Origin of the sequence: Rhizobium sp. P28RR-XV (assembly GCF_012641385.1) — a bacterium.
Classification (GTDB): domain Bacteria; phylum Pseudomonadota; class Alphaproteobacteria; order Rhizobiales; family Rhizobiaceae; genus Rhizobium.
Genome location: NZ_JABAIG010000006.1, coordinates 246,855 through 266,850 on the forward strand (window position 1 = coordinate 246,855; position 19,996 = coordinate 266,850).

19 protein-coding genes and 2 pseudogenes are annotated in these 19,996 nt (G+C 58.3%); 3 read left to right on the forward strand and 18 right to left on the reverse strand.

The features are described from left to right. Window positions 1-170: 170 nt before the first annotated feature. From HGP12_RS14925 to HGP12_RS14980, 13 genes and pseudogenes are all read right to left on the reverse strand, one after another. Window positions 171-1,088 carry a nucleotidyl transferase AbiEii/AbiGii toxin family protein gene (locus HGP12_RS14925; RefSeq protein WP_168841786.1) on the reverse strand — a complete coding sequence of 306 codons (918 nt, stop codon included), beginning with the start codon at window positions 1,086-1,088 and terminating at the stop codon, window positions 171-173. Further along, entirely contained in the window at window positions 1,075-1,929 is an 855-nt protein-coding gene (locus HGP12_RS14930) for a type IV toxin-antitoxin system AbiEi family antitoxin domain-containing protein (protein ID WP_168841785.1), read from the reverse strand. The genes HGP12_RS14925 and HGP12_RS14930 overlap by 14 nt, the downstream gene beginning before the upstream one ends. A gap of 159 nt (window positions 1,930-2,088) precedes the next feature. Further along, window positions 2,089-2,301: pseudogene (locus tag HGP12_RS14935) on the reverse strand (zincin-like metallopeptidase domain-containing protein); the annotation flags it as partial. Between the two features lie 71 nt (window positions 2,302-2,372). After that, complete coding sequence (locus HGP12_RS14940; protein ID WP_168841784.1) at window positions 2,373-4,403, reverse strand: bifunctional DedA family/phosphatase PAP2 family protein; 2,031 nt, start codon at window positions 4,401-4,403, stop codon at window positions 2,373-2,375. 13 nt (window positions 4,404-4,416) lie between these two features. Then, window positions 4,417-4,968, reverse strand: coding sequence for a phosphatase PAP2 family protein (locus HGP12_RS14945; protein WP_168841783.1), 552 nt, complete (start codon window positions 4,966-4,968; stop codon window positions 4,417-4,419). A gap of 55 nt (window positions 4,969-5,023) precedes the next feature. Beyond that, window positions 5,024-6,253, reverse strand: a complete 1,230-nt coding sequence (locus HGP12_RS14950) for an MFS transporter (RefSeq protein WP_168841782.1) — start codon at window positions 6,251-6,253, stop codon at window positions 5,024-5,026. A gap of 1 nt (window position 6,254) precedes the next feature. Then, a complete protein-coding gene (locus HGP12_RS14955) occupies window positions 6,255-6,797 on the reverse strand; it encodes a Chromate resistance protein ChrB (RefSeq protein WP_168841781.1) in 543 nt (180 codons plus the stop codon). Window positions 6,798-6,869: 72 nt separating this feature from the next. Continuing rightward, window positions 6,870-7,772, reverse strand: a pseudogene (locus HGP12_RS14960) (ArdC family protein). Between the two features lie 320 nt (window positions 7,773-8,092). Beyond that, window positions 8,093-8,671 (reverse strand): hypothetical protein, encoded by a 579-nt coding sequence (locus HGP12_RS14965; protein ID WP_312862893.1) that lies wholly within the window; start codon window positions 8,669-8,671, stop codon window positions 8,093-8,095. Between the two features lie 598 nt (window positions 8,672-9,269). Beyond that, a complete protein-coding gene (locus HGP12_RS14970) occupies window positions 9,270-10,187 on the reverse strand; it encodes an AraC family transcriptional regulator (RefSeq protein ID WP_168841780.1) in 918 nt (305 codons plus the stop codon). 243 nt (window positions 10,188-10,430) lie between these two features. Then, on the reverse strand, window positions 10,431-10,826 hold the full coding sequence (locus tag HGP12_RS34055; protein ID WP_246703392.1) for a helix-turn-helix domain-containing protein: 396 nt from the start codon (window positions 10,824-10,826) through the stop codon (window positions 10,431-10,433). 43 nt (window positions 10,827-10,869) lie between these two features. Then, a complete protein-coding gene (locus HGP12_RS34060; RefSeq protein ID WP_246703393.1) occupies window positions 10,870-11,289 on the reverse strand; it encodes a hypothetical protein in 420 nt (139 codons plus the stop codon). A 101-nt stretch (window positions 11,290-11,390) separates the two neighbouring features. Then, a complete protein-coding gene (locus tag HGP12_RS14980) occupies window positions 11,391-12,299 on the reverse strand; it encodes a helix-turn-helix domain-containing protein (protein WP_168841779.1) in 909 nt (302 codons plus the stop codon). A 466-nt stretch (window positions 12,300-12,765) separates the two neighbouring features. On the opposite strand from HGP12_RS14980, the gene HGP12_RS14985 reads away from it, so the two are divergent. From HGP12_RS14985 to HGP12_RS14995, 3 genes are all read left to right on the forward strand, one after another. After that, complete coding sequence (locus HGP12_RS14985) at window positions 12,766-13,587, forward strand: alpha/beta fold hydrolase (RefSeq protein ID WP_168841778.1); 822 nt, start codon at window positions 12,766-12,768, stop codon at window positions 13,585-13,587. A gap of 245 nt (window positions 13,588-13,832) precedes the next feature. Next, window positions 13,833-14,798: a sensor histidine kinase gene (locus HGP12_RS14990; protein ID WP_168841777.1), complete on the forward strand. Its 966-nt coding sequence runs from the start codon at window positions 13,833-13,835 to the stop codon at window positions 14,796-14,798. 64 nt (window positions 14,799-14,862) lie between these two features. Further along, window positions 14,863-15,480: a response regulator transcription factor gene (locus HGP12_RS14995; protein ID WP_168841845.1), complete on the forward strand. Its 618-nt coding sequence runs from the start codon at window positions 14,863-14,865 to the stop codon at window positions 15,478-15,480. A 6-nt stretch (window positions 15,481-15,486) separates the two neighbouring features. Here HGP12_RS14995 and HGP12_RS15000 read toward each other — a convergent pair whose 3' ends face one another. From HGP12_RS15000 to HGP12_RS15020, 5 genes are all read right to left on the reverse strand, one after another. Continuing rightward, window positions 15,487-15,987, reverse strand: a complete 501-nt coding sequence (locus HGP12_RS15000) for a response regulator (RefSeq protein ID WP_168841776.1) — start codon at window positions 15,985-15,987, stop codon at window positions 15,487-15,489. Between the two features lie 77 nt (window positions 15,988-16,064). Then, a complete protein-coding gene (locus tag HGP12_RS15005) occupies window positions 16,065-16,643 on the reverse strand; it encodes a helix-turn-helix domain-containing protein (protein ID WP_168841775.1) in 579 nt (192 codons plus the stop codon). Window positions 16,644-16,978: 335 nt separating this feature from the next. Then, window positions 16,979-18,049, reverse strand: a complete 1,071-nt coding sequence (locus tag HGP12_RS15010) for an MBL fold metallo-hydrolase (protein WP_168841774.1) — start codon at window positions 18,047-18,049, stop codon at window positions 16,979-16,981. A gap of 179 nt (window positions 18,050-18,228) precedes the next feature. After that, complete coding sequence (locus HGP12_RS15015) at window positions 18,229-18,492, reverse strand: DUF2188 domain-containing protein (RefSeq protein WP_246703394.1); 264 nt, start codon at window positions 18,490-18,492, stop codon at window positions 18,229-18,231. Between the two features lie 391 nt (window positions 18,493-18,883). Beyond that, window positions 18,884-19,996: an FAD-dependent monooxygenase gene (locus HGP12_RS15020; RefSeq protein WP_168879147.1), complete on the reverse strand. Its 1,113-nt coding sequence runs from the start codon at window positions 19,994-19,996 to the stop codon at window positions 18,884-18,886.

Genomic DNA, 19,996 nt, shown 5'->3' on the forward strand with positions numbered 1-19,996 from the left:
GCAAATTGCCCTTTTCCGTTTTCCGTTCCGGAAAACAATGTGCAGACAATCACTTAAGAGCGCAGCTCGGGCGAATCCCGATTCGCTTTATCTTGCAGTCCTTCCCCTACCCAGTTGACGCTCCCAATATCCCTGCTTCCCGGTGTTCAAAGCCACGAGAGCGGGTGTTTCTATGCGCGCCGTTCGAGGGAAGTTCGCAGCAATTCGACCAGAACGGAACGCTGTTCGGGCTTGAGCTTGTTGAGATTGCGCTGCCGCCAGCGGATGGCGGGAAGCTCTGCGACATGACCTATCTTGAGCAAGGGCCACTCCGGTTCGCCGCGCTCGAAGCCGATCAGAAATTTACGGTGATGATCCGGCATGCCTCCGATCAGCACCTCGATCATTTCATGCTGGGTTTCTATCAGCTCTTTGATGGCAACAACCTCCTCGGTCATGCCCTCGAAGCCGTTCTGGTATTCGTTCGCAAGGTCTTTGACGCGGCCTGATAGCACTTCGCCCATGGGGCGGTTGTGACTGAGCAGATATACGATGAAGGTTTCACGCAGGTCATCGCTCAACCCTTCATTGGTGAGCAGGCCGCGCACGTCAAAGAGGTCGCGCGGGTGCTGACGGTCGAGGGCGGCAACCAATTTCCCAGCGAAAAGGTCTTCGAAGGATACGACGCTGGTTTCGGCAAAGCCGAAGACCTCTTCAACGGCCTCGGTGACGGGAGTCGTGGAAGGTTCGTGAACCACACCGCGCAACACGGGCGAGACTTCGATCTTGACCTGTGTGCCCTCCGCAATCACGAGAAGGCGAAGGATCGCACCATCGTGAATGTTTTCGCTGACGCGCGCGCCGGGCAGCTCCGCCAGTGCTGCCGCCTTGATATGCTTCATCGCGGCATCAATCCCGGCCAAAGCCTCCGGCCTGTCATGGACCGGCAGATACATCAGATCGATATCGACCGAGAGGCGCGGCAGGTTGCGCACAAAGAGGTTGATCGCCGTTCCGCCCTTGAGCGCAAAACAGGTCTCTCGCGCCACGATGGGAATAAGGCGCATGAGCAGCCGAACCTGGGCTTGATACTGGTCACGAAACGGCATCAAGGTCCTCCGGCACGGTGATCAGATAGATCGGATCGAGCCTGCCACCTGGGACAAGCATGCGTTTGCCCTTACCCAGATCGATAGCATCCTTGTCCAGACGCTTGAGCCACGCATGACGGTGACGATCTGCAAAAAGGAAGAACAGCCGTTTCACCTTGACGCTGTCACAGTCCACCAGCAGTTTCTGCAACCGTCTCGGGCTGAAATTTGCTGCACTTTGCATGATCATATCGACCTGATGGAAACTCTCATGGCGCGGCAATTCATCAAGCATTTCGAGATAGGCGCGCTCGGGCTGGGAAAGCGTCAAAGGCCAATCCCACTGCCCCCAGGCAAGCGAGGTCAGACTGCCGCCCTGAAAGCGGGTGAGATCACGGCCTGTTCCGTCCGCGATATCCCAGGCAAGACTGCCAAGCCCCTTTGTTACGGGATCATTCCGGAAGAGGGTCGCGCTGTTGTGATAGACAAAGCGCTGGGGAAGGTTCAGCTTGTCCAGCCATGCGGGCGGCTTGCCCGGTCCGTAGAGATGAACGGTCTTGGTCTCATGTGAGAGATAATGCGCAAAGCCCTGTAGCTCCAATGCCGTGCGCCCACCGACATAGAACGGCGTTCGCAAGAGCAGGGTCTGAAGCGATATGACGACTTGCTGCCAGCTCAGTGTGCCGCGCGGCCTTTTATAGACGCTGCGCACCGGCTGTTCCAGCCAGCCATTCTTGACGTAGTAGGCGCGCAAATTGCTGGCGATACCGCGCTCTTCAAGCCAAGCGGCATCCACGACCAGCCCTTCGGGGAGGTCTTTTTCAAGTCGGTTTAACAATGATGCAGTTTGCACAGCCATGCTGAGTATATTTATCGATTCTCAAACCGATTTCAAGTTTGACAATATCGAAATACACTCAATAATACTGAGTTGATTCGCCAATCTTTAAACCACATATATCCAGCGCCCGCCTCTGGCGGGCGCGAAATTTCCCACCGAAACTAAGGGAACCGCCGCTTACGCGGCGGCTCCTTCCTTGGTGTCCGCAACGCTCCGCAGACCATGCAGGAAATCGGCGGCGCGCTGCGCGTGGGCGGCGGCGCTGAAGATTGCGCGCTTGTCTTCCTTCAGCACTTTGAGCCAGCCCTGAATATAGGCCGCATGGTCCGCACCGGGCTCCGGCGTCAATTCCAAATCGGCGCAAAGAAAGGCCGCGCCAAGTTCGGCAATATATCCTGACAGTCAACCTGTCTCAGACGGCGAAGTCGGTTGCTCCTGCAAGTTATTTTGGCGTCGCGCGATTACCGCGAACCATCATTCAGTAGCAAAATACGACCATCCCAGTCGGCATTTTCCGCAGAACCGGATCTCGCGACGAGCCGCTCCGGCTGAGAAGCGCCGAGAAGCAGGTCACGTGACTCATTCACGTTCGATCGTGTTTCGGAGATGGTAATGAGAGAAATTGGTCGAGCGAAATGCTCGTCGACCACTGAGCCGATCCAGACCTCGGATGAGTTCGTATCTGACAATTCGAGGTCACTTGCCCACAGCCGCAGAACGAAGCGTGACGTCTCCGGCATTTTGTCGTTTGCCAACACAAGTGTAAGGGTCGGGAGCCTGCCACTGGCCAGACGCGGGACCACCGGCAATTCGACCGGAGCGGCCTTGGCCGTAAGCCAGCCGAGCGCGTTTGTCGCGGTCCACGGCGCGGGCGTGCGCCAACCTTTATTTTGCAAGTCCTGCTGGATTACCGACAGGCTGCCAGCCCACTGAACCGTCATTGGTTCCTCAATCTCGCCAAACATGTCGATGCGATGAGATGGAAGGCTTTCCCAACCGTTCGTCCACCAGTTGCTTGACGTCATAGTCTCTACGACCGGCTTGAAAGCGTAGCGTGTGGTATCGGAGGAATGATGCCGATAGACGTTCAGGCTCCCCGTCAGGGCGAGCGCCGTGATGCTGACAATCGCAAGTCCAACCGGGCTGTAAGGCTCAGCCGGCTTGCGCAGGTATGTGAAACCGAGCACAGCGATCCATGCGGTTCCGAAAGCCAACCCCCCGGTCACATCGGAGAACCAGTGGGCTCCCAGATAGACGCGCGAAAACGCGATCAGCAGCACAACGAACGTGGCCGTGAACGCGGCGGAAAGACGCCAAGCCGGGCGCAACCCGAGCGCAATCAGGAAGGCGAGGAAGCCGTAAAGGACGGTGTTGGTCGTACTGTGGCCGCTTGGAAAGGAGAACGCACTTGAGCCGCTGTAAAGCAACTCCGCAGGACGCGTGCGATGGAGCGCTACCTTGATCGCCGTGTTGATCGCCGACGCGCCAGCGACTGCAAGCAACCAGAATGCGGCGGTCCGCCAGGTTCGTTTCCAGGCGAGCCAGAGGAAAACGGCTGCTGTCACAGCCGCGACGACAACGGTGTCGCCCAGTTCGGTGATCGCGATCATCAGGGCATCGCCGGGTCCCGTGCGCAGATCCTGGAGAGCGTTGTAGATCGCTGCATCGGCCCTGACCAAAGGATCGCCGCTGACGACGTCTTCCAGGATGCCGAAGAAGAGCCACGCAGAGCCGATCAGCACGACGGCCAGAAGAGCAAGGAAGCGCATGTCCGGTCGTGCGGGATCGAGAAGATCAAGAACGATCCGGCTGAAGCGGGAATCGCGGCTAGCCGCCCAGATGTGCAGCCTCTGCGTTGCCAACAAAGCGAGCGGAATACCATAACGCAACGACAAACGAACCGCGTGGATTGCGGCCCATATCGTCAGAATGAGGATGACTACCAGGATGGCAAGCGGCTCAGCCGCCGCGCCGAACTGTTTGAACACGCTCCCGACCAGGACTGCAGGCAGAATGTGAGACGGCGCCCAGACTAGTGCGGAGAGGATGTTGGCCACGTAAAAGCGTGACACGCGCATTCGAAGAGCACCCGCGATCAACGGAATGAAAGCGCGCACGCCCGGTACGAAGCGGGCAATGAAGACGCTCTTGTCGCCATGACGTGCAAAAAAGGCTTCGCTCCGAGTGACAAGATCGGGATGGCGGTTGATCGGCCAGCTTTCGAGGATTTTTTGGTTGTAGCGATGACCAATCCAGAATGAGAGACCGTCGCCGAGGATGGCGCCGACGACCGCAGCGCCGAGTAGCGGCCAAAGGGTTACCGCGCCGGTTGGAACGAGAGCGCTGATCGCAAGTATCACGGCGGTGCCTGGCACGACCGCCCCGATCACCGGGGCGGATTCCGACAGGGCGAGCAGGAGCACCGCGGCGTAGGCAAAATGCGGATGCGCCGCAATAAATTCGGTAACGGCAGAAAAGAACGACGCCACCATTCCGAACGGGCCTCTACAAGATCCTCGCAATCAGCCGGTCCACTCGGGTTCCCTCCCAATAAAGGGCCCGGACGGCGATCGCTGCAATAATGCCGGTCAATGCTCCTCCAAGGACGTCGCTCACATAATGTGTACCGATATAGACTCGGGAGATGGTGACCACGAGGGCAGCGGCAAGAAACCAGAGCCCGAGACGGCGCATTCCGTGCATCAGAAATGCAGCCGCGATCGCGAATGTTGCGGTTGCATGATCGGAGGGGAAGGAGGGATCGGCGCTTGGGGCAATCAGGAGATGGCTGATGCCCGCGTCATAGGGCCGGATCCGATGAACCAGCAACAGGATCAACTGGTTGATGGCGAGACCGAGTAGAAAGGAAAGCCCAGAGGCGACGAGCACATGGCGTGTGTGATCCCTGTCGCCTTGGCGCCACCATTGCCCGGCGACTGCCAGGACCAAAAGCGGAACGCCGATTGCCGAAACCCAGATCATCAGAAAATCGATGGCGGTGTTGGTCCCGGCAAGGCTGTTGATGGCGTGTGTGAGGAAGGCATCTAAATCGTACATTTGCGGTTCCTTATCCTTGCTGCGAGATCAGCTCGATCTATTTGGTGCCTTCCGGTCAGGCGTTGGTGTGCGTGGGGAGCCGGGCGCGGACGGCCGCGAACCCCACGATAGTGAGCGCTGCGAATCCTGCGCCGGCGAGGAATGTTCCTCGTGGCCCTGTGACGTCCCAAAGCGCGCCCGCGATGACACTGGCAAGCAGCAGCGCTACCCCGGTGATCAGATTGAACATGCCAAAGGCTGTGCCGCGCAATTCCGCAGGCGACGTATCGGCAATCAGCTTTGCCAGCAGCCCTTGCGTGAACCCCATATGCAGGCCCCACAGAACGACGCCTAGTCCAGCGCCGACGATACCTTGCGCGAACGCGAGTACGAGGTCGGCGCCAACAAGCAGCGACAAACCGATAACAAGAATGGTGAACCGATCCGCCTTGTCTGAAAGGATGCCGGCGGGATAAGCCGAGAGGGAATAGGCCAGGCTCATAAGGACCAGTGCAAGCGGCACCAAGGCTATCGGCACGCCGATCGACTGTGCCTTCAGGATGAGAAACGCCTCACTGAAACGGGCGAGTGTAAAGACTGCAGCGACAGCAACGACCCACCAGTACGATTTGCCGAGGCGGCGCAGTTCATCCCTGTGTAGCGGCATGCGAACGCGGCGGAGGTCCTGCGGTCGCTCGGGCTCCTTGACCATGAACAGCAGCACGCTGACAGACAGGAGGGCAGGAAGGACCGCAATCCAGAACACCGCCTGGAAATGATCGGCGGTGAACCACATGAGACCGATTGCCAGGAGGGGACCGATAAATGCACCGACGGTGTCAAGCGACTGGCGTAGGCCGAAGCTCGCCCCACGCAGCTCAGGGGGAGCGATATCGGCAACAAGCGCATCCCGCGGCGCACCGCGGATCCCCTTGCCGACGCGGTCGACAAATCGCGCCGCGATAAGCCAGTCGAGAGAAGAGGCAAGCGGAAAGATTGGCTTGGTGATCGCGGCGAGGCCGTAACCGAGCGCTGCGAGAAATTTGCGTCTACCGAGCCAATCACTCAAAGCCCCCGAGAACACCTTGGTTATCGAAGCCGTTGCCTCAGCAATACCTTCGATAATGCCGACCGCGAAGGTGGAGGTGCCAAGCACCGAGACCATGTATACCGGTAGGAGCGCATGGATCATCTCGGAAGAGATGTCCATCAACATCGAGACGAGGCCGAGCGCCCAGATGGCCGCCGGGATACGGCGAGGTGTCGCAGAGATCACCGGTGCTGCTATTGCGTCCTGCTCAGCCATGTCATCGGTTCTCGTCGTGGGCGTCGAAAACACGTTGGGCATAGCTGTCGAGGAGTTCCTCGCAAACGCCCAGACGTGCGATCGCCTCTTCGGCAAGCGGGGCGCCATAGAAGTCGAGCTTGCGGATCTTCTCCAGCCAGCCCTGGAGCTTCTTCAGATCGGTGTCTTCTTCTTCAAGCTCGGCATAGGTGAATTTATTGATCGCAATCTCCTTAGCGATCTCTTTCTCGAAATCCGCACAGCGTCCGAGAAACTCGCGGTACTGTTCGTCGCGGTCAGCGCTAAACCGGCTGACGACCTTGTCTTCCTGTGCGCGATCGAGCGCTACCGTCTCGAGAATGACTGACTCGCCGCCCATCTCGGAGACGTCATTCTCCAAGATCTTTAGGCGGCGGATATGATCGTCGGTCTTCGGCAGCAGACAAACGCCGTTCTGCAGATAGACCGCGCCCAAGCCTTTGAGACGGCGCCACAGCGCAATGCGCTTGGCGGCGGGTTCCGACGGGACCTTGTAGGTCATGAGAAGCCAGGATGAGGAGGTCATTGTTCAATTATAATGTAACAGTCGTAACAAATCAACTGAACTCCCTGCAGCTCCATATTTGCGTGATAGTGATCAAGCCGCCGCCTGCTGGGCTTGGGGTTGCTGTGCGTGCATCCAGTCAGCTGCCCGCTGGGCCTTACTGGCGGCGGTAAAGATGGCCTTCGGGTCGTCCTTCAGGACCTTGAGCTACGAGGCGACATAAGCAGCATGCTCGGGACGCGGATGATGGGCGATGCCCAGATCCGCCAGAACAAGCCCGCTGAGAATCTCTACGCAGCATTCTTCAGCGGCATAAGCAGCCGATCCGAAGCGGCCGGAAAGATCGCGGTCGAGCCTGTGCTTGGAGCCGCTGGCGTGCCCGCATTCATGGAGCCACACCCCGTAAAATGACGCGGCGTCGCGAAACGAAGTGGACGGCGGCATAAATACGGTATCCGCCGACGGGCGGTAATAGGCTTCCGATCCACCGAACTCACTCTTGACGCCCAGGTTCGTGATGAACGCTTCTGCATGAGCGAGACGCTCGGCCTCGGGCAGCACCGGAGTTACTGGGCGTTCGTAGCCATCAACCTGCGCGACGTTGAAGACGGAAAATGCGCGTGCGAACATCCGCAGATGCCCATCATCCTCGTCTTCGTTGTCGGCCTGCGGGGAAACCTGAACCTCCCTCCACAATACCACTGTGGTGGAGCGTTCTCCTTCACGCACCTGCGCGCCGGCATCCTGCCATTGCTTATACGTGCCCCAGAGGCCGTCGCCATATCCGGCGGCAAAGCCCGCGGCCCAGAGCGCCAGCGTGTTTATGCCGCGATACCGCTTGCTGGATGAGACGTTGGTCGGACGCGCGATGCTGGACCCGTTGTGGAACCAGGGCGCACGCCATTCGCCGGCTCCTTGCTCGATCGCGGCGATGATCTCGGCCGTGACGCGGGAATAGACGTCGGCGCGCTGGACAGATGACGTGGTGTTCGACATTGGGGAATCTCCGCGATCGGCGGCGCGAGCCTCTCTCGCCCCTTCAACCGACCGCCGGGCTCCAGCCTTCCTCTTCCTCTCCGGCAGTCCGTTCGGGCGGCTGTTCCTGATTTTTGGTCTTGTCATGATTATTGCTCCTTCTCCGCCGGGGCCTGTCCCGGCGTCGGAGCAGCGGATAGCGATGCCTCAGGTGCGGCCGCGCACTCGCAGAGCCGAAGCGTAAGCGGAGGACGGCGACCAGCCGTTGCGCGGTTGCGCCGGGCATCGCGCGCTCCGATCACGCCGGGTGGCCACTGGGGCAGGAGCACGGCGCGCTCGCCTCAGGAGCCGGGTGCGGATCGATCCTTGTCTATGCCGTTCAGGACCGTCCTCGCTCGCTCAAGGTTCTGCTGGAGGATACTCCGTTGAAGTTGGGACAGTCGCTTCTCCTTCAACAGATTTGCGGCCTCCTCTGCGGCACGGGCCCATGCGGGCCGATGTCTCGCGGTAATGCAGGCATTTGGACAAAGAGTCGGCTGGCAAAGCGTGGTTAGTGGACCCGTGGCTCCGGTAGCCCGCTTCAGGCAGGCGGCCGTGCCGGGATCGAAGAAGCAATCGGCGAGCACGCCGACATGCAATGTCCGCGCGAGGCTGGCGAGCATGGCACGGAGCCGGCCACGATCAGCGATCATGGCCGGAAGCGGGTCGAGATTGTCCAATATGCTGTCGAGCGTCTTCGCTATACGCGTCGCTGCGGGTCCGGATAGCGTAGCGCCGGCCTGGCGCTCATCGAAATAGGTCAGCAGGTTGTCGAGCTGGCCGAGACTACGCTGGTTCTCGACTTCCGCCCGAAAACCTGAACGGCTGGAGCCGGCATAGCCTTCGAACGCGGCGACGGAGGCATGCTTGTACTGGATCATGCCGGCGACCGTGCCGAAGGGGCGATTGCCAATGTGCCAGGCGATCGTCCGCCGGAACTGCCTCGTCGTGATCCGCCAGGAGCGATCATCCGCCCCGTTCGGGATCGCCGGTGTGTCCGGCGTGCCGAACAGGTCGTTGAGGTGATCGCGGAAGCGGTTAAGTTGCCTGGCTTAAGGACGCCCAGATAGCGTTTGAGGTTGGGCGTCGCCTTGCCGGAAGCCACAAAAGCATGTGCCGCTGCCAGATCATCTAGGAAGAACGAATTGAGCAGAATGGATTCAGGCGGGTCCTGCAGCCTGAAATACTGATACGACCGAACGGCAAACGCCGGTGGCCTGACGAATTGTGCAGGAGGCCGATGGCCTGCACCAGCCAAACCCATCAGCATGGCGAGTATGTCGTCGTACCGTTGAAGGGTATGCTTGCCGCAGGATAGAAGCCAAGGAGGTTGGAACCGCCCTGCCCGGCTTCCGGATTTCGATATGAGTCTCAAGTCGTCCTAATCGCTTCAGCGCCTCAGCAATCTATCCATGAAGGCCGCATGAACGCTCACCGTCAGCGCCCGACACGTCGGTCAGGTAAACCTCGCTTGCCAAATTAAGAGAATGATGACCTTGCGCTTGTTGAAATGCGCCAAGCATCAGGTGTAACTGTCGTTGCCGCTTTAAAGGCACCGACAAAATTGAGGACGTTCGAATATCCACAGGCTGCGGCGATGTCCGCAAGCGAGAACTCTCCATTTCGGAGCAAAATACAGGCGCGCTCGATGCGGGCTTGCCGAAGCCATTCGTATGGCGTCACACCTATCGTCTCGCGGAAGGCGCGAATGAAGGTGAATCTCGGCAATCCGCAGAGAAGAGCGATCTCCGCTATCGAAACGTCTTCTGCTATCCGGCTCTGAAGAAGTTCCTTTGCAAGTTTTTCTTGCTTGCTGGTGAGAGCGAGACGCCGATCTGTCTCCTGTAGCCTTCCGTTGCCGTAGGCATGCACCAAATGGACACCTATTGCCGTCGACAGTTGATCGACGAAAAGACTATTGCTTTGCTGCCTCGCGCTGGAACCGAGCAGTGCACGCAACATTCCGGCCAATAGAGCGTCGGGACGCGCGGTAGTAATCGCCAGCGCGGATACATCTCCCAAGTCCGACTCTGCTGCGATCTCCGCGAGATCGTCAGTCGAAACTTCGGCCAGAATGAAATCGAAGGAACCGCTCAGATCAGCCTTGTAAGGCTCGCGTAAATCCCGAACGTAGACGTGGTCAGCTCCGAAATCGTGGACCGTCGACCGATGGCCGTCGAAAATTCTCCGCCGATGCCCGCCCTGCGCAGAAAGACCGATCAGATAGCCATCGGTGCTTGCGGGCGTGGTCACCCTCCCTGGCGCCGTTTTCGCTGCCTTTCTGAAAAATGTCATGGTGCCGGCGGCGAGCTGCCAATCCTCGTCGAGCCCGTCTACCGCACAGCCGAAAGAGTCTCTTCTATGTTGGACACCAGTGCCCAGACCTTCCATTGCCATAGGCCGTGCCTCTCGGTTTCAGCGGAAACAGATGGATCGCGTTCGCCACGAAAGGTATAACCCGGCACTCCTGCTAAATCTATAGGTCCAAAGTGCAACGCAGCAAACAGCCGCCTGAGTTCGGATTGTAGAAACCGACGGCCTTTCGCGATCCAGATAGTGAGCGCGTCCTCGAGTGGACACGCAAACTATTTTCCCCCTCCTGTCGAATGGCTTGAGCTGCCGCTGATTGACACCAAGCCGCTACTCAAAACGGTTGCGCCGACGCCAGCCTCCCGGTGCTTCGCCGATGATTTCAGAGAAAACACGCGTCATATGACTTTGGTCCGCAAAGCCGCATGCTTTAGCAATGTCCGCTATCGGCGTATCGGTGAGCAACAGGTCCTTCGCCCGCGTGACGCGGTATTCAAGAAGCCAGCGATATGGAGTTTTGCCGCACGTTTCTTTGAACGCTCGCGTGAAGTAACTTTTGGAGAGCGAACAAGCGCTGGCAAGTTCCGCCAATGAAAAACTCCTGTTGATGTGAGCTGCCAAGAATTCAGTCGCGCGCTTCTCCTGCCAAGGCGCAAGATAGCCTTTCTTTCTGGCCGGTAAACTCACGCTTCCATACGTCTGCACGAGATGGGTCAAAAGCGCCAATATGACTTGCTCGACGAACAACGTGTTCGCGCGGCGGCCGTTCTCAAAGGGTCGGCAGTAATGCCATCGACAACCCGAAGACCACTTCGTCCCTTAGCCCGGGAACGAAATGAAGCGTCGAAAACCCCGATCTTCCGGCGTCCAGAGCAAATGATCGAAGTGCCTCGAACGGAATTTGGAAATGAACGCTATCGAACGGCGAAAGGCGATGGCTCTGCCAGCGCTCGCGCAGATCAATCATTCCTAGTTTTGCCTGCGGATGATCGCCCTCATACACGAGTTGATTTCTCCTCCACAGTCGATGCCTATTGAAGTCGATCATCTGGAAAATGACCGCGAAGGCATCCTGCTCCTCGTTCGGAGAACTGATGGGCAGATCAGACCGGTCGGAGTGCAGCCTGGTGATCAAAATGCCGGAGGCTTCCATCACGGAGCGCACGGGGTAGCCGTAGCCCACCGGCATGCATCTCAGAAGTCGATATCATAGCGCCCCCGCGTGCTCGATCCAGCGTGAAGACTATAGAATAGCTCTGGTAAATTACGCCGAGTTTTTTTGCAAAAGCGCTACTGACAGTTGGCCGTTCGCCAAACTGCAGGGGTCGAACCCGTCTCGCGCGCGAACACCTTCGTAAAATGGCTTTGATCAGTGAATCCGCATTCGTCCGCGATATCTTTCAGCGAGAGCGTCGGGGAAGGAAGAAGATCCTTGGCGCGATCGACGCGCATCTTCATAAGCCATTGATAAGGCGTCGTGCCGGTTGCCTTGCGAAATTCTTGTGTGAAGTGGTTGGGCGAGAGTCCGGCGACAGATGCGACCTCCGCCACGGAGAGTTCGCGGCCGAGATTTTCAATCATATACTCTTTTGCCGCCTTTTCCTGCCTGATCGATAGCGAACTGACACCTACCCCATTGTGCATGAATTTGTCGCTGTAATCGTGAAGCAGATGAGCGCAGATCGCGAGCGCCAACGGCTTCAGCAACGCGGGGAGGATGGATCTGCTGGCTTCGAACAGGGGAACGAACGCAATCCCCAGATTCGATAGGACCTCATCGGCATGACTCCGCTTGCAGATAAGTTTGCTCAGCCTAGTGAAAGACGAGATCTGCGCAACCTCAAGGAAAAGCCCCTTGGGAAGAACGAAAGCAAGCGCATGGAGATCACTATGCAGTTCCACCGCAGCGCCATCAACCAAATCGACGAGACAAATCGATCCTTGGAGGTAGGGTTTAACCGGGGTGCGGACGCCGTCCTTCTTGATATCGCAATGATATGCATCCCTCATGTAAATCATGAGAAAATACGCGTTCAAAGCAGGAATTCTGACGTCTTGAACCTGCCCTTCATCAAGTAACTTCGCTATCTTCGTAACCTGGAAGACCGCCTGCTCTACTGGCACAGCCTCAAGAGCAGCCGCGTTTGGGATGTTGAAATAGACCCCTACGTTTCCCAAGCTGTGCCGTTCAGAGTTCAACTGCCTCTCCCATCCGGTCTCTTGCCTTTGGGCGAAAATACCGTGCTCCGCTATAAAAACATACTGGAATGGAGACGATCGACAACTGTAAACGAGAAAAACAGAAATTCTCGTTATCCAGTTCCGGCATGAGAAAGGGTATTCCCAACAATCGGGAGCCATCGTCATCCGAAATCTTGATACGATTGCGAAATCCGTTCTGCGCCCAGAAAGCGTCCCCAAAAGGGCAGTTCGATGCATTTTTTCAATGGCGGCGCACTGACGCTCAGACGTCTCGTTGTCGGCCGCGCTCAAGGGAAGGCGTGTTTTCCTGGACTTGTCTTCAAGAACCACGCTTTTGAACGAAAGGCTTGTTCTTTGCCGCATAGCTCCGTCTTGTAAATTCCACCTATGGTGCGGCTGAAATCGCTGTGGTAGCTTCCGGATAATTCAAAAAAACCTCAGTTCTTCCAACGGAGTTAGACGGATGCCAGTTTTGACTGTCCGCGACGACACGCGTCTTTACTACAAGGATTGGGGTACCGGCCCGGTGGTTTTTTTCAGTCACGGCTGGCCACTCAGCAGCGATATGTGGGAAAACCAGATGATGTTTCTCGCATCGAACGGTTACCGCGTCATCGCCCATGACCGTCGTGGCTTCGGCAGATCGGACCAGCCCTGGCACGGCTATGACCACGATACCTTCGCCGACGATCTCGACGAGCTCATTCGGACGCTCGACCTGACTGAGGTCACGCTGGTTGGCTACGCAATGGGCGGCGGGGAAATCGCGCGCTATATCGGCCGCCATGGCACCGATCGGGTGGCTCGTGTCGTTCTCATTGGAGCGACTACCCCGAAGCTCGCTCAGAGCGACGACTATCCGTGCGGCGTTCCGGAGCCGGTCTTTGAAGGCGTGCGTGCCGGCTTGCGGGCAGATCGGGCGGAGTTCATGCGCGGCTTTGCCCGGCTATTTTTCGGAGCGGACCGCGACGGCTCGACAGTTTCCGAAGGAAGCATGATCCAATTGCACCAAATTGCCATGCAGGGCTCCCTGAAGGCGGCACATGACGCTATCACCGCCTGCGCTACCACAGACTATCGCGGGGACATCGAGCGGTTCGATGTTCCGGTGCTGATCATCCATGGCGAAGACGACGCGTTCGTCCCGTTCAAGGCCACCGCCGAACAGGCTATTCAGCTTATGCCCGAGGCCGAGCTCAAGATCTATAAAGGCGCTCCACACGGTCTGCTGTTCACGCACAAGGACAGGCTGAATCAAGACCTGCTTGGTTTCTTGCAACAATGAGGATCCACGCGTCATCGGGCTACACTGGCGACGGCAGTCTGTTTCGCACGATGCCGATGGGAATCCTCCGCCTTTCGGTGAAAGAGGCGCGGGAGGTCATCGCAAACCTTCCGCCGGCCGAAGGCAATGGTGGGCTCGAGCTCAACCAGGGCGTCAGTTGTGCGCTCGGAAACGCTTGCTTCATAGCGGATGCTAATCCAAGTGCTTGCGCTCTGCTTCAAATCAAGGATCCGGCGTCGATCGCAATGGCACCGATCGCGTCGGTGCTTTCGGAGGACACGCTAAAGCACTTTACGGAAGGTCTCTATCAACTCTTTCGAGGTCAAACCGCGATAGCCTATGACGGCAGCCTTACGATCGCCGGTGGGGGCGAGCATCAGGTCGCGTTCAATCTTTGGCAGGCCGAGTGCAACACTACGCCAAACGAGGTCTATCTCAGCTTCTCGAGCCTTCGTGAGAGGATATCGCTTGAGCAGGCAAAGGATGGCCTGCAAAGCGACCTGGCGCGCTCGGCTCGTATCTCGCTGCTGGGAGAGATGACCGCCTCGATCGCGCATGAGGTCAATCAGCCGCTTGGAACTATTGTCGCGAGCGCCGAGGCTGGCTTGCGGTGGCTGTTCAGGGACGAGCCTGATATCGCGGAGGTCAAACTCCTACTCGAACGCATCGCCAAGAACGGCAAGCGCGCAGCGGACGTCATCACCACAATGCGGGCCATGGCCAGCAACAAGAAGTCGGAGCGCCTCCCGACTGACATCAATTCAGTCATAGAAGAAGCGGTCCTACTGCTGCGCACCGATTTCGCCAAACGTCAGGTCACCCTGCGCCTCGAACTTTCGCCCATACTTCCGCTCGTGAAGGCTGACAAGACACAGATTCTGCAGGTGATCGTCAATCTCGCCCTGAACGCCGCACAAGCTATGTCGGATGGACAAGCCTGGAACAGAACCTTGTGTATTCGCACTCGGCAGTGTGCCACCGACATCATGGTGGATGTCGAAGACAGTGGACCAGGGATTGATCCGCATGTTCGCGAGCGACTTTTCGATAGCTTTTTCTCAACCAAGGAAACCGGGATCGGCATGGGTCTTGCCATTTGCCGTTCGGTTATAGAAGCGCATGGGAGCTGGATCGAGCTCCAGTCGACGCCTCACTTGGGGGCACGTTTCAGCTTCGGCCTTCCCGCGGAGCAGACGCACACAAATGGATAGATAGCGAACAACCTGCAGGACGGCATTGCCGAAAGACCAGCTTTCGTCTCAACACGGTTTGGATATGAATACGACACCAATTGTGCATGTCATTGATGATGATCACGACTTGCGTCTTTCGCTCGATAGCTTGCTTCGGTCCGTCGGCTTGAAAACCGTGCTCCATGAGACGGTTCCAAATTTCTCTGTCTTCTCGGGCTCGGGCGGGCCTTGCTGCGCGCTGGTGGACGTGCGGCTGCCAGGCTTTAGCGGTCTCGATTTCCAGGACCAGCTCCTGAAGAGCGAGAAGTCCATCCCTTTGATCTTCATGACCGGTTTTGGAGATATCCCGATGACGGTCCGCGCGATGAAGGCTGGCGCCATCGACTTCCTTCCTAAACCTTTCCGGGACCAGGACATGTTGGACGCCGTGTCCCGAGCATTGGCAATCGACAGCCAGCGACGGTCAAAAGATTCCGAGGTGTCATCACTGCGAGCTCGCTACGAGGAGCTCAGCTCGCGTGAGAAGGAAGTGATGGCGCTGGTCGCCACAGGGCTGATGAACAAGCAAATCGCCGGCCGGCTATCTCTGAGCGAAGTCACGGTCAAGATCCATCGCGGCGCGGCTATGCGCAAGATGGACGCTCGCACGCTGGCCGACCTCATCAAGATGGCTGAAACTCTTCGGCTGAACGAGGCCTGACGCGTCCTATTCCGCGATCACGCCGATTTCCTTGAGGCTCGACGCGAGCTCTTCGAAACCGAACGGCTTGGTAACGAAGCCCCGCGCACCGCAGCCATAGGCTTTTTCCTCCAGGTCAGACGCACCGCGCCCCGTCATTAGGATGATCGGCAGTTCCTCGGCCTTGTGCCGAAGGATGTCGATGAGTTCCAGGCCATCTATCTTCGGCATGTTGAGGTCGCTGATGACGCAGGCGAAATCGAGGAGATCCGCCCGGTTGACCAACAATTCAGCGGAACTGAAACATTCCACCTTGCACCCGAACGAGCGAACGAGGCTGCCCAGCGCCGCCAAGAACTCGGCGTCATCATCGACAATCCCTACAAGGGCGATTGGTGGCATCTCAGCTTCTTTCATATGCACCGACCTAAGATGCTTTCCGACTGAGCATAGCGGGATATCCGTATCCTTCAATCGTTGCGCAGCCCCGTTGCTAACATCTTTCGCTCTGAAGTCGTCCGGACGCAAAGCGAAGGTTCCCTAAATTGTCCATTCGTCCGCGCGCGCGGCCTGTGTCAGACCAGCGCCTTGACGGCGTCATTCCGTCACGCGGCGGCGGCCCGGCTTTCGGGACTTGCCACGTACCGCCGCCAGGCGCTTGGGGTCGTCCCGGTCACACGCCGGAAAATCCGCGAAAGATGAGCTTGGTCGGCCAGTCCGCAATCGAGCGCGATCTCGCAGAGCGGGGCGTCACTGTTCAGCATGCGATACTTTGCAAATTCCACCCTGCGTTCGACGACATAATTGTGGGGAGAAATGCCGAAGGTCACCTTGAACGCGGCGGAAAAGTAGCTGGTGCTGAGCTTTGCGACCTGGGCGAGCTCGTCGAGCGCAATCGGATGGGAAATGCGATCCTCAATATAGTTCTTCACGCGATTGATCTGCCAGGGAGCAAGACCGCCGGCCGAATTGCGCGGTCGCTCGGCGACTTCGACCGCGATCGAGAATGGCTTCAGCAAACTGGAAGCCTGCTTCATGAGATCGATGGCGATCGTCTCGTCTTTTTCGACACAACGGATCGCGCACAAAAGAAGGGAAGATACCTCCTCCGCAGTTTCCGTCGCGACGTTCTTGAAAGTGATGCGGGGGGCGTTGTGGGCGAAAACAGCGGCGGCGGCAGACATCGTCTATCTCCAATGTGACCATTTAAACTCTTGATGAGGTCATCTTGGAGCGGACGGGCTGCCGACGAAATCGTACACTGATCCGGTTCCAGCACATATGCGTCTTACCGGATCATACCAAGGTATTATCGGGGTTGGAGGCGGCTTCGATCCGCCATGCCTCGGAACCCGTTGATTCTGCGGACGACTTGCGTAAGCCCAAGCCTGGCCTAGGCCACAAGCACACCAACCAAAGCCTGCCGAACGCAAAGGCGAGCATCGTGGGTCCACGACACCTCGCCTCATTTCAAGAGTTCATCGCACCGATGCTCTTCGTTCGCGCTTCGAGGTTGCGTTCAGTTTACGCTTGTCGGAGCAGCGTCGTAATTGGCGGGGATCCAGAAGAAGTGCCCGTCCTTCGCCTTCACATGACCCAGGCCCGGGAAGGAGATATGGGCCGCTCCGATCCAATAGCCCTTCTTTGCCGCCTCGGCGAAAATCGCGAGCCGCTCGCTTTCGGCCATTTCGGCGTCGCTATCATAGGCGACGGTCACGGCAGGGTCAGGGAACTGCACGGCGCCGACATGAACGACATCACCCCACAGCAGCAGCTTGGCGCCGTTGCTTTCGACCTCGAAGAAGCTATGACCTGGCGTATGTCCGGGGCTGGCGATCGGCTTGATGCCGGGAGCCAGCTCCTCGCCATAGCTAAACGGCGTGAAGCGACCGGCGTCGATATAGGGCTTCAACGATGCCTTGGCGCCTTCGAACATCGATTTCAGGAGTTCCGGAGCCACTGCTTCATTGGCGTTCTTCAGCCAATAGTCGGCGTCGGCCTGGCTGACCCTGACGAGGGCGTTCGGAAAGGCCATCTTACCGTTCGGTGCCACGCCGCCGACGTGATCGGCATGCAGATGGGTGAGATAGATCTCATCGACCTGTTCGGGGGCGTAGCCAGCCGCCCGAAGATTCTCGATGAGATGGCCGCAGCATTCCCCGTAAAGGCTGCCAGCGCCGCTGTCGACCAGGATAAGCTTCGATCCGGTGTTGATCAGGAAGGCGTTGATCGATCCTGCAACTGGAACGGCGAGATTGCTTTCGGCAAGCAGCGCATCGGCCTCACCTGGAGCGGATTGATCGAGCGGCACACTCTGACCGTCGCTTAACGATGTCTTGGTGAGGACTTTATGGACCGGAAACGGATGCGTGCCGTCGGATAGGGCAGTGATTTCGAAGTTACCGAGCGTCATGCGGTAGAAACCTGGCGCCTGGGTGCCGACCTTGAGAGCGCCGGCCAGCGCATATCCGCTCATCAGCGTGACGATGAGGATCGAGCAAAGGACGAACAGACCGAGGTTCAAAGCCAGGCCCGCAGTCCTGCAGGACCGGCGGCCGTAAGAGCCGATAAGCAGAACGCTGTAGTTCATAGGTTTCTCCTGTTTTTAGGGGACATACTGGTCCATTGCGCTGAGCGGCGGCGCACAGCGTTGCAGTTGGTTCGGGAGCTGGCACGTCGTGCGATCAGATCGACGAGATCGGTTGACAATCCGTATTGGAGCGGTTGGCTTCGGTGCACTAAGGCGGGACGGAAGCCTGTTCCTCGCTGTTATTCGTTGGCGACATCGACCTCCGGACGATCGCCTGCCTCGACATGCTCCCGGTGCCAGGAACCGTCTTCGGACTGAAAGACGATCTCCGCATCGCGCCCCTCGAGCTGCTGCCTGCGAGCCGCACGATGAGCTGCGGCACGCGCCGCTGAGTGGCTCGGATAAGGCTCCGACCAGACATTCTCCAGCCGATAGGCCCAGCCGCCGTCGTGTCGGCCAATGTGATATGTGAGATGCATGAGCGCTCTTTCTTCTTTCATCATCAATCCGTTTCTCGGCGTTTCGCCAAATGGTGAGCAAGCCTTCGTTTTCCGCTGCAGTCTAAGAAAAACCGGCCGGTCCGTATTGTCTGTTTCTCCGCTCCATGGACGTTTCACCTGCCGATCCCAGCCGATGGAGCGGCGGCATGCGAAGGTCTTACCGAGACCATACGACTGTATGATTTGCCGCCATTGGCCGAGTTGCTACCGTCAATCGTCACCTCGAAAGAGGTGGGTGGCGCCCTTCTTCCCGCGACAAAATTGTGCTTCGGTTCCCCTCCCCGAAGCCTGCGGATAAGCGTCCGCCAGACCGCCCAGTCGCCCCTGGGCGATCTTTTCGTTGACCTATATTGAAGGAACAATCGCTGATGAGGTTGGCGGCAACGACACCATATCAGAGGGCGGATGCGCCCAACCGACGGCCATAATCCGCGATATTCTTTCCGACGGGCAGTCGTTCTTTCTGGTAGCGATCGAGCGCTTCGGAGAGATCTTCGGAGGCCAGCAACGCTTCTCTCAGCGCGAGCGTGTCGCCGGCGGCCTTTGAGACACCCATTGCCGTGTGTGGCCGAACGACAAACGCGGCGTCGCCAATCAGGGCCGTATGCGCGGATACGATATTTGCCGCCTCAAAGTCGAAGATTCCCTGGATCGAAGGCAGAGGTTCGGCTTCGATCGCCTTGACGAACGGAGGCGGCAACATCGAGGCGGCATCAGCGCGGAGCATTTGTAGCCGCTCCTCCGACAAGGCGCCTCGCGGCAAAGAATAGTCGAATGTTCGGCCATCGGCGGCGGTGAACAGCGTCTGCAGCTCGCCAGACGCAACAGGCCGGTACCAGACCCAATTGTATCGGCGTTCGCCGGGACCGGTTTCACCGTTCGGGCCTGGAACGAGATAGCCGAGAACATGCACGCCGCTTGCTACATAAAAAGCGAAGCGGTCCACCAGGATCGCCGCATCCTGGGGTAATGCTGTCTCCGGAATAAGACCGCGCCAAGCCACATAGCCAGCGAATTGGTTCGACGCATCCCTGTTGAGCAGAGGACGAACGACCGAGCCAAGGCCATCTGCGCCTATGACGAGATCGGCATCCTCTCGCCGGCCATCGGCGAACAGAAGTCGAGCATTTTCGGGGCCTTCGATCACCTCGATGATGGGTTGCCCGATCAGATAGCTCTCGGTCGCCATATGAGACGCAACGGTCGAATAGAGGAAATCCCAGGAGATCTGCATTTGCGGCGTCCGCAATGTCTCCGCGACGCCTCCGTCCCGGTTGAAGTAAATCCGCTCCTTGGCGATGACGCCGACGCGGGCAACATGCTCGCAGCCCATGGCGCGCAGGATCCTGAAGAGATCGTGCTGTCCGACAAGGCCTGCTCCCCGTCCGGCCAAGCCGGACGAAGAGCGTTCGTATATTTTCACGTCGTGGCCATCACGCTGGAGGAGGATGCCGGCAAAGAGGCCGGCAAGCGATCCACCGACGATCCGAATTCGCAGCCGTTTCAT

Excerpts from the sequence above, each read along its gene's own strand:
- HGP12_RS14955 (WP_168841781.1), bottom strand. The coding sequence starts at position 6,797 with ATGACCTCCTCATCCTGGCTTCTCATGACCTACAAGGTCCCGTCGGAA.
- HGP12_RS14965 (WP_312862893.1), bottom strand. The coding sequence starts at position 8,671 with ATGATCCAGTACAAGCATGCCTCCGTCGCCGCGTTCGAAGGCTATGCC.
- HGP12_RS14950 (WP_168841782.1), bottom strand. The coding sequence starts at position 6,253 with ATGGCTGAGCAGGACGCAATAGCAGCACCGGTGATCTCTGCGACACCT.
- HGP12_RS14985 (WP_168841778.1), top strand. The coding sequence starts at position 12,766 with ATGCCAGTTTTGACTGTCCGCGACGACACGCGTCTTTACTACAAGGAT.
- HGP12_RS14940 (WP_168841784.1), bottom strand. The coding sequence starts at position 4,403 with ATGGTGGCGTCGTTCTTTTCTGCCGTTACCGAATTTATTGCGGCGCAT.
- HGP12_RS14995 (WP_168841845.1), top strand. The coding sequence starts at position 14,863 with ATGAATACGACACCAATTGTGCATGTCATTGATGATGATCACGACTTG.
- HGP12_RS14925 (WP_168841786.1), bottom strand. The coding sequence starts at position 1,088 with ATGCCGTTTCGTGACCAGTATCAAGCCCAGGTTCGGCTGCTCATGCGC.
- HGP12_RS14970 (WP_168841780.1), bottom strand. The coding sequence starts at position 10,187 with ATGGCAATGGAAGGTCTGGGCACTGGTGTCCAACATAGAAGAGACTCT.
- HGP12_RS34060 (WP_246703393.1), bottom strand. The coding sequence starts at position 11,289 with ATGCCGGTGGGCTACGGCTACCCCGTGCGCTCCGTGATGGAAGCCTCC.
- HGP12_RS14945 (WP_168841783.1), bottom strand. The coding sequence starts at position 4,968 with ATGTACGATTTAGATGCCTTCCTCACACACGCCATCAACAGCCTTGCC.
- HGP12_RS14930 (WP_168841785.1), bottom strand. The coding sequence starts at position 1,929 with ATGGCTGTGCAAACTGCATCATTGTTAAACCGACTTGAAAAAGACCTC.
- HGP12_RS15020 (WP_168879147.1), bottom strand. The coding sequence starts at position 19,996 with ATGAAACGGCTGCGAATTCGGATCGTCGGTGGATCGCTTGCCGGCCTC.
- HGP12_RS15010 (WP_168841774.1), bottom strand. The coding sequence starts at position 18,049 with ATGAACTACAGCGTTCTGCTTATCGGCTCTTACGGCCGCCGGTCCTGC.
- HGP12_RS15005 (WP_168841775.1), bottom strand. The coding sequence starts at position 16,643 with ATGTCTGCCGCCGCCGCTGTTTTCGCCCACAACGCCCCCCGCATCACT.
- HGP12_RS14990 (WP_168841777.1), top strand. The coding sequence starts at position 13,833 with ATGGCACCGATCGCGTCGGTGCTTTCGGAGGACACGCTAAAGCACTTT.
- HGP12_RS15015 (WP_246703394.1), bottom strand. The coding sequence starts at position 18,492 with ATGATGAAAGAAGAAAGAGCGCTCATGCATCTCACATATCACATTGGC.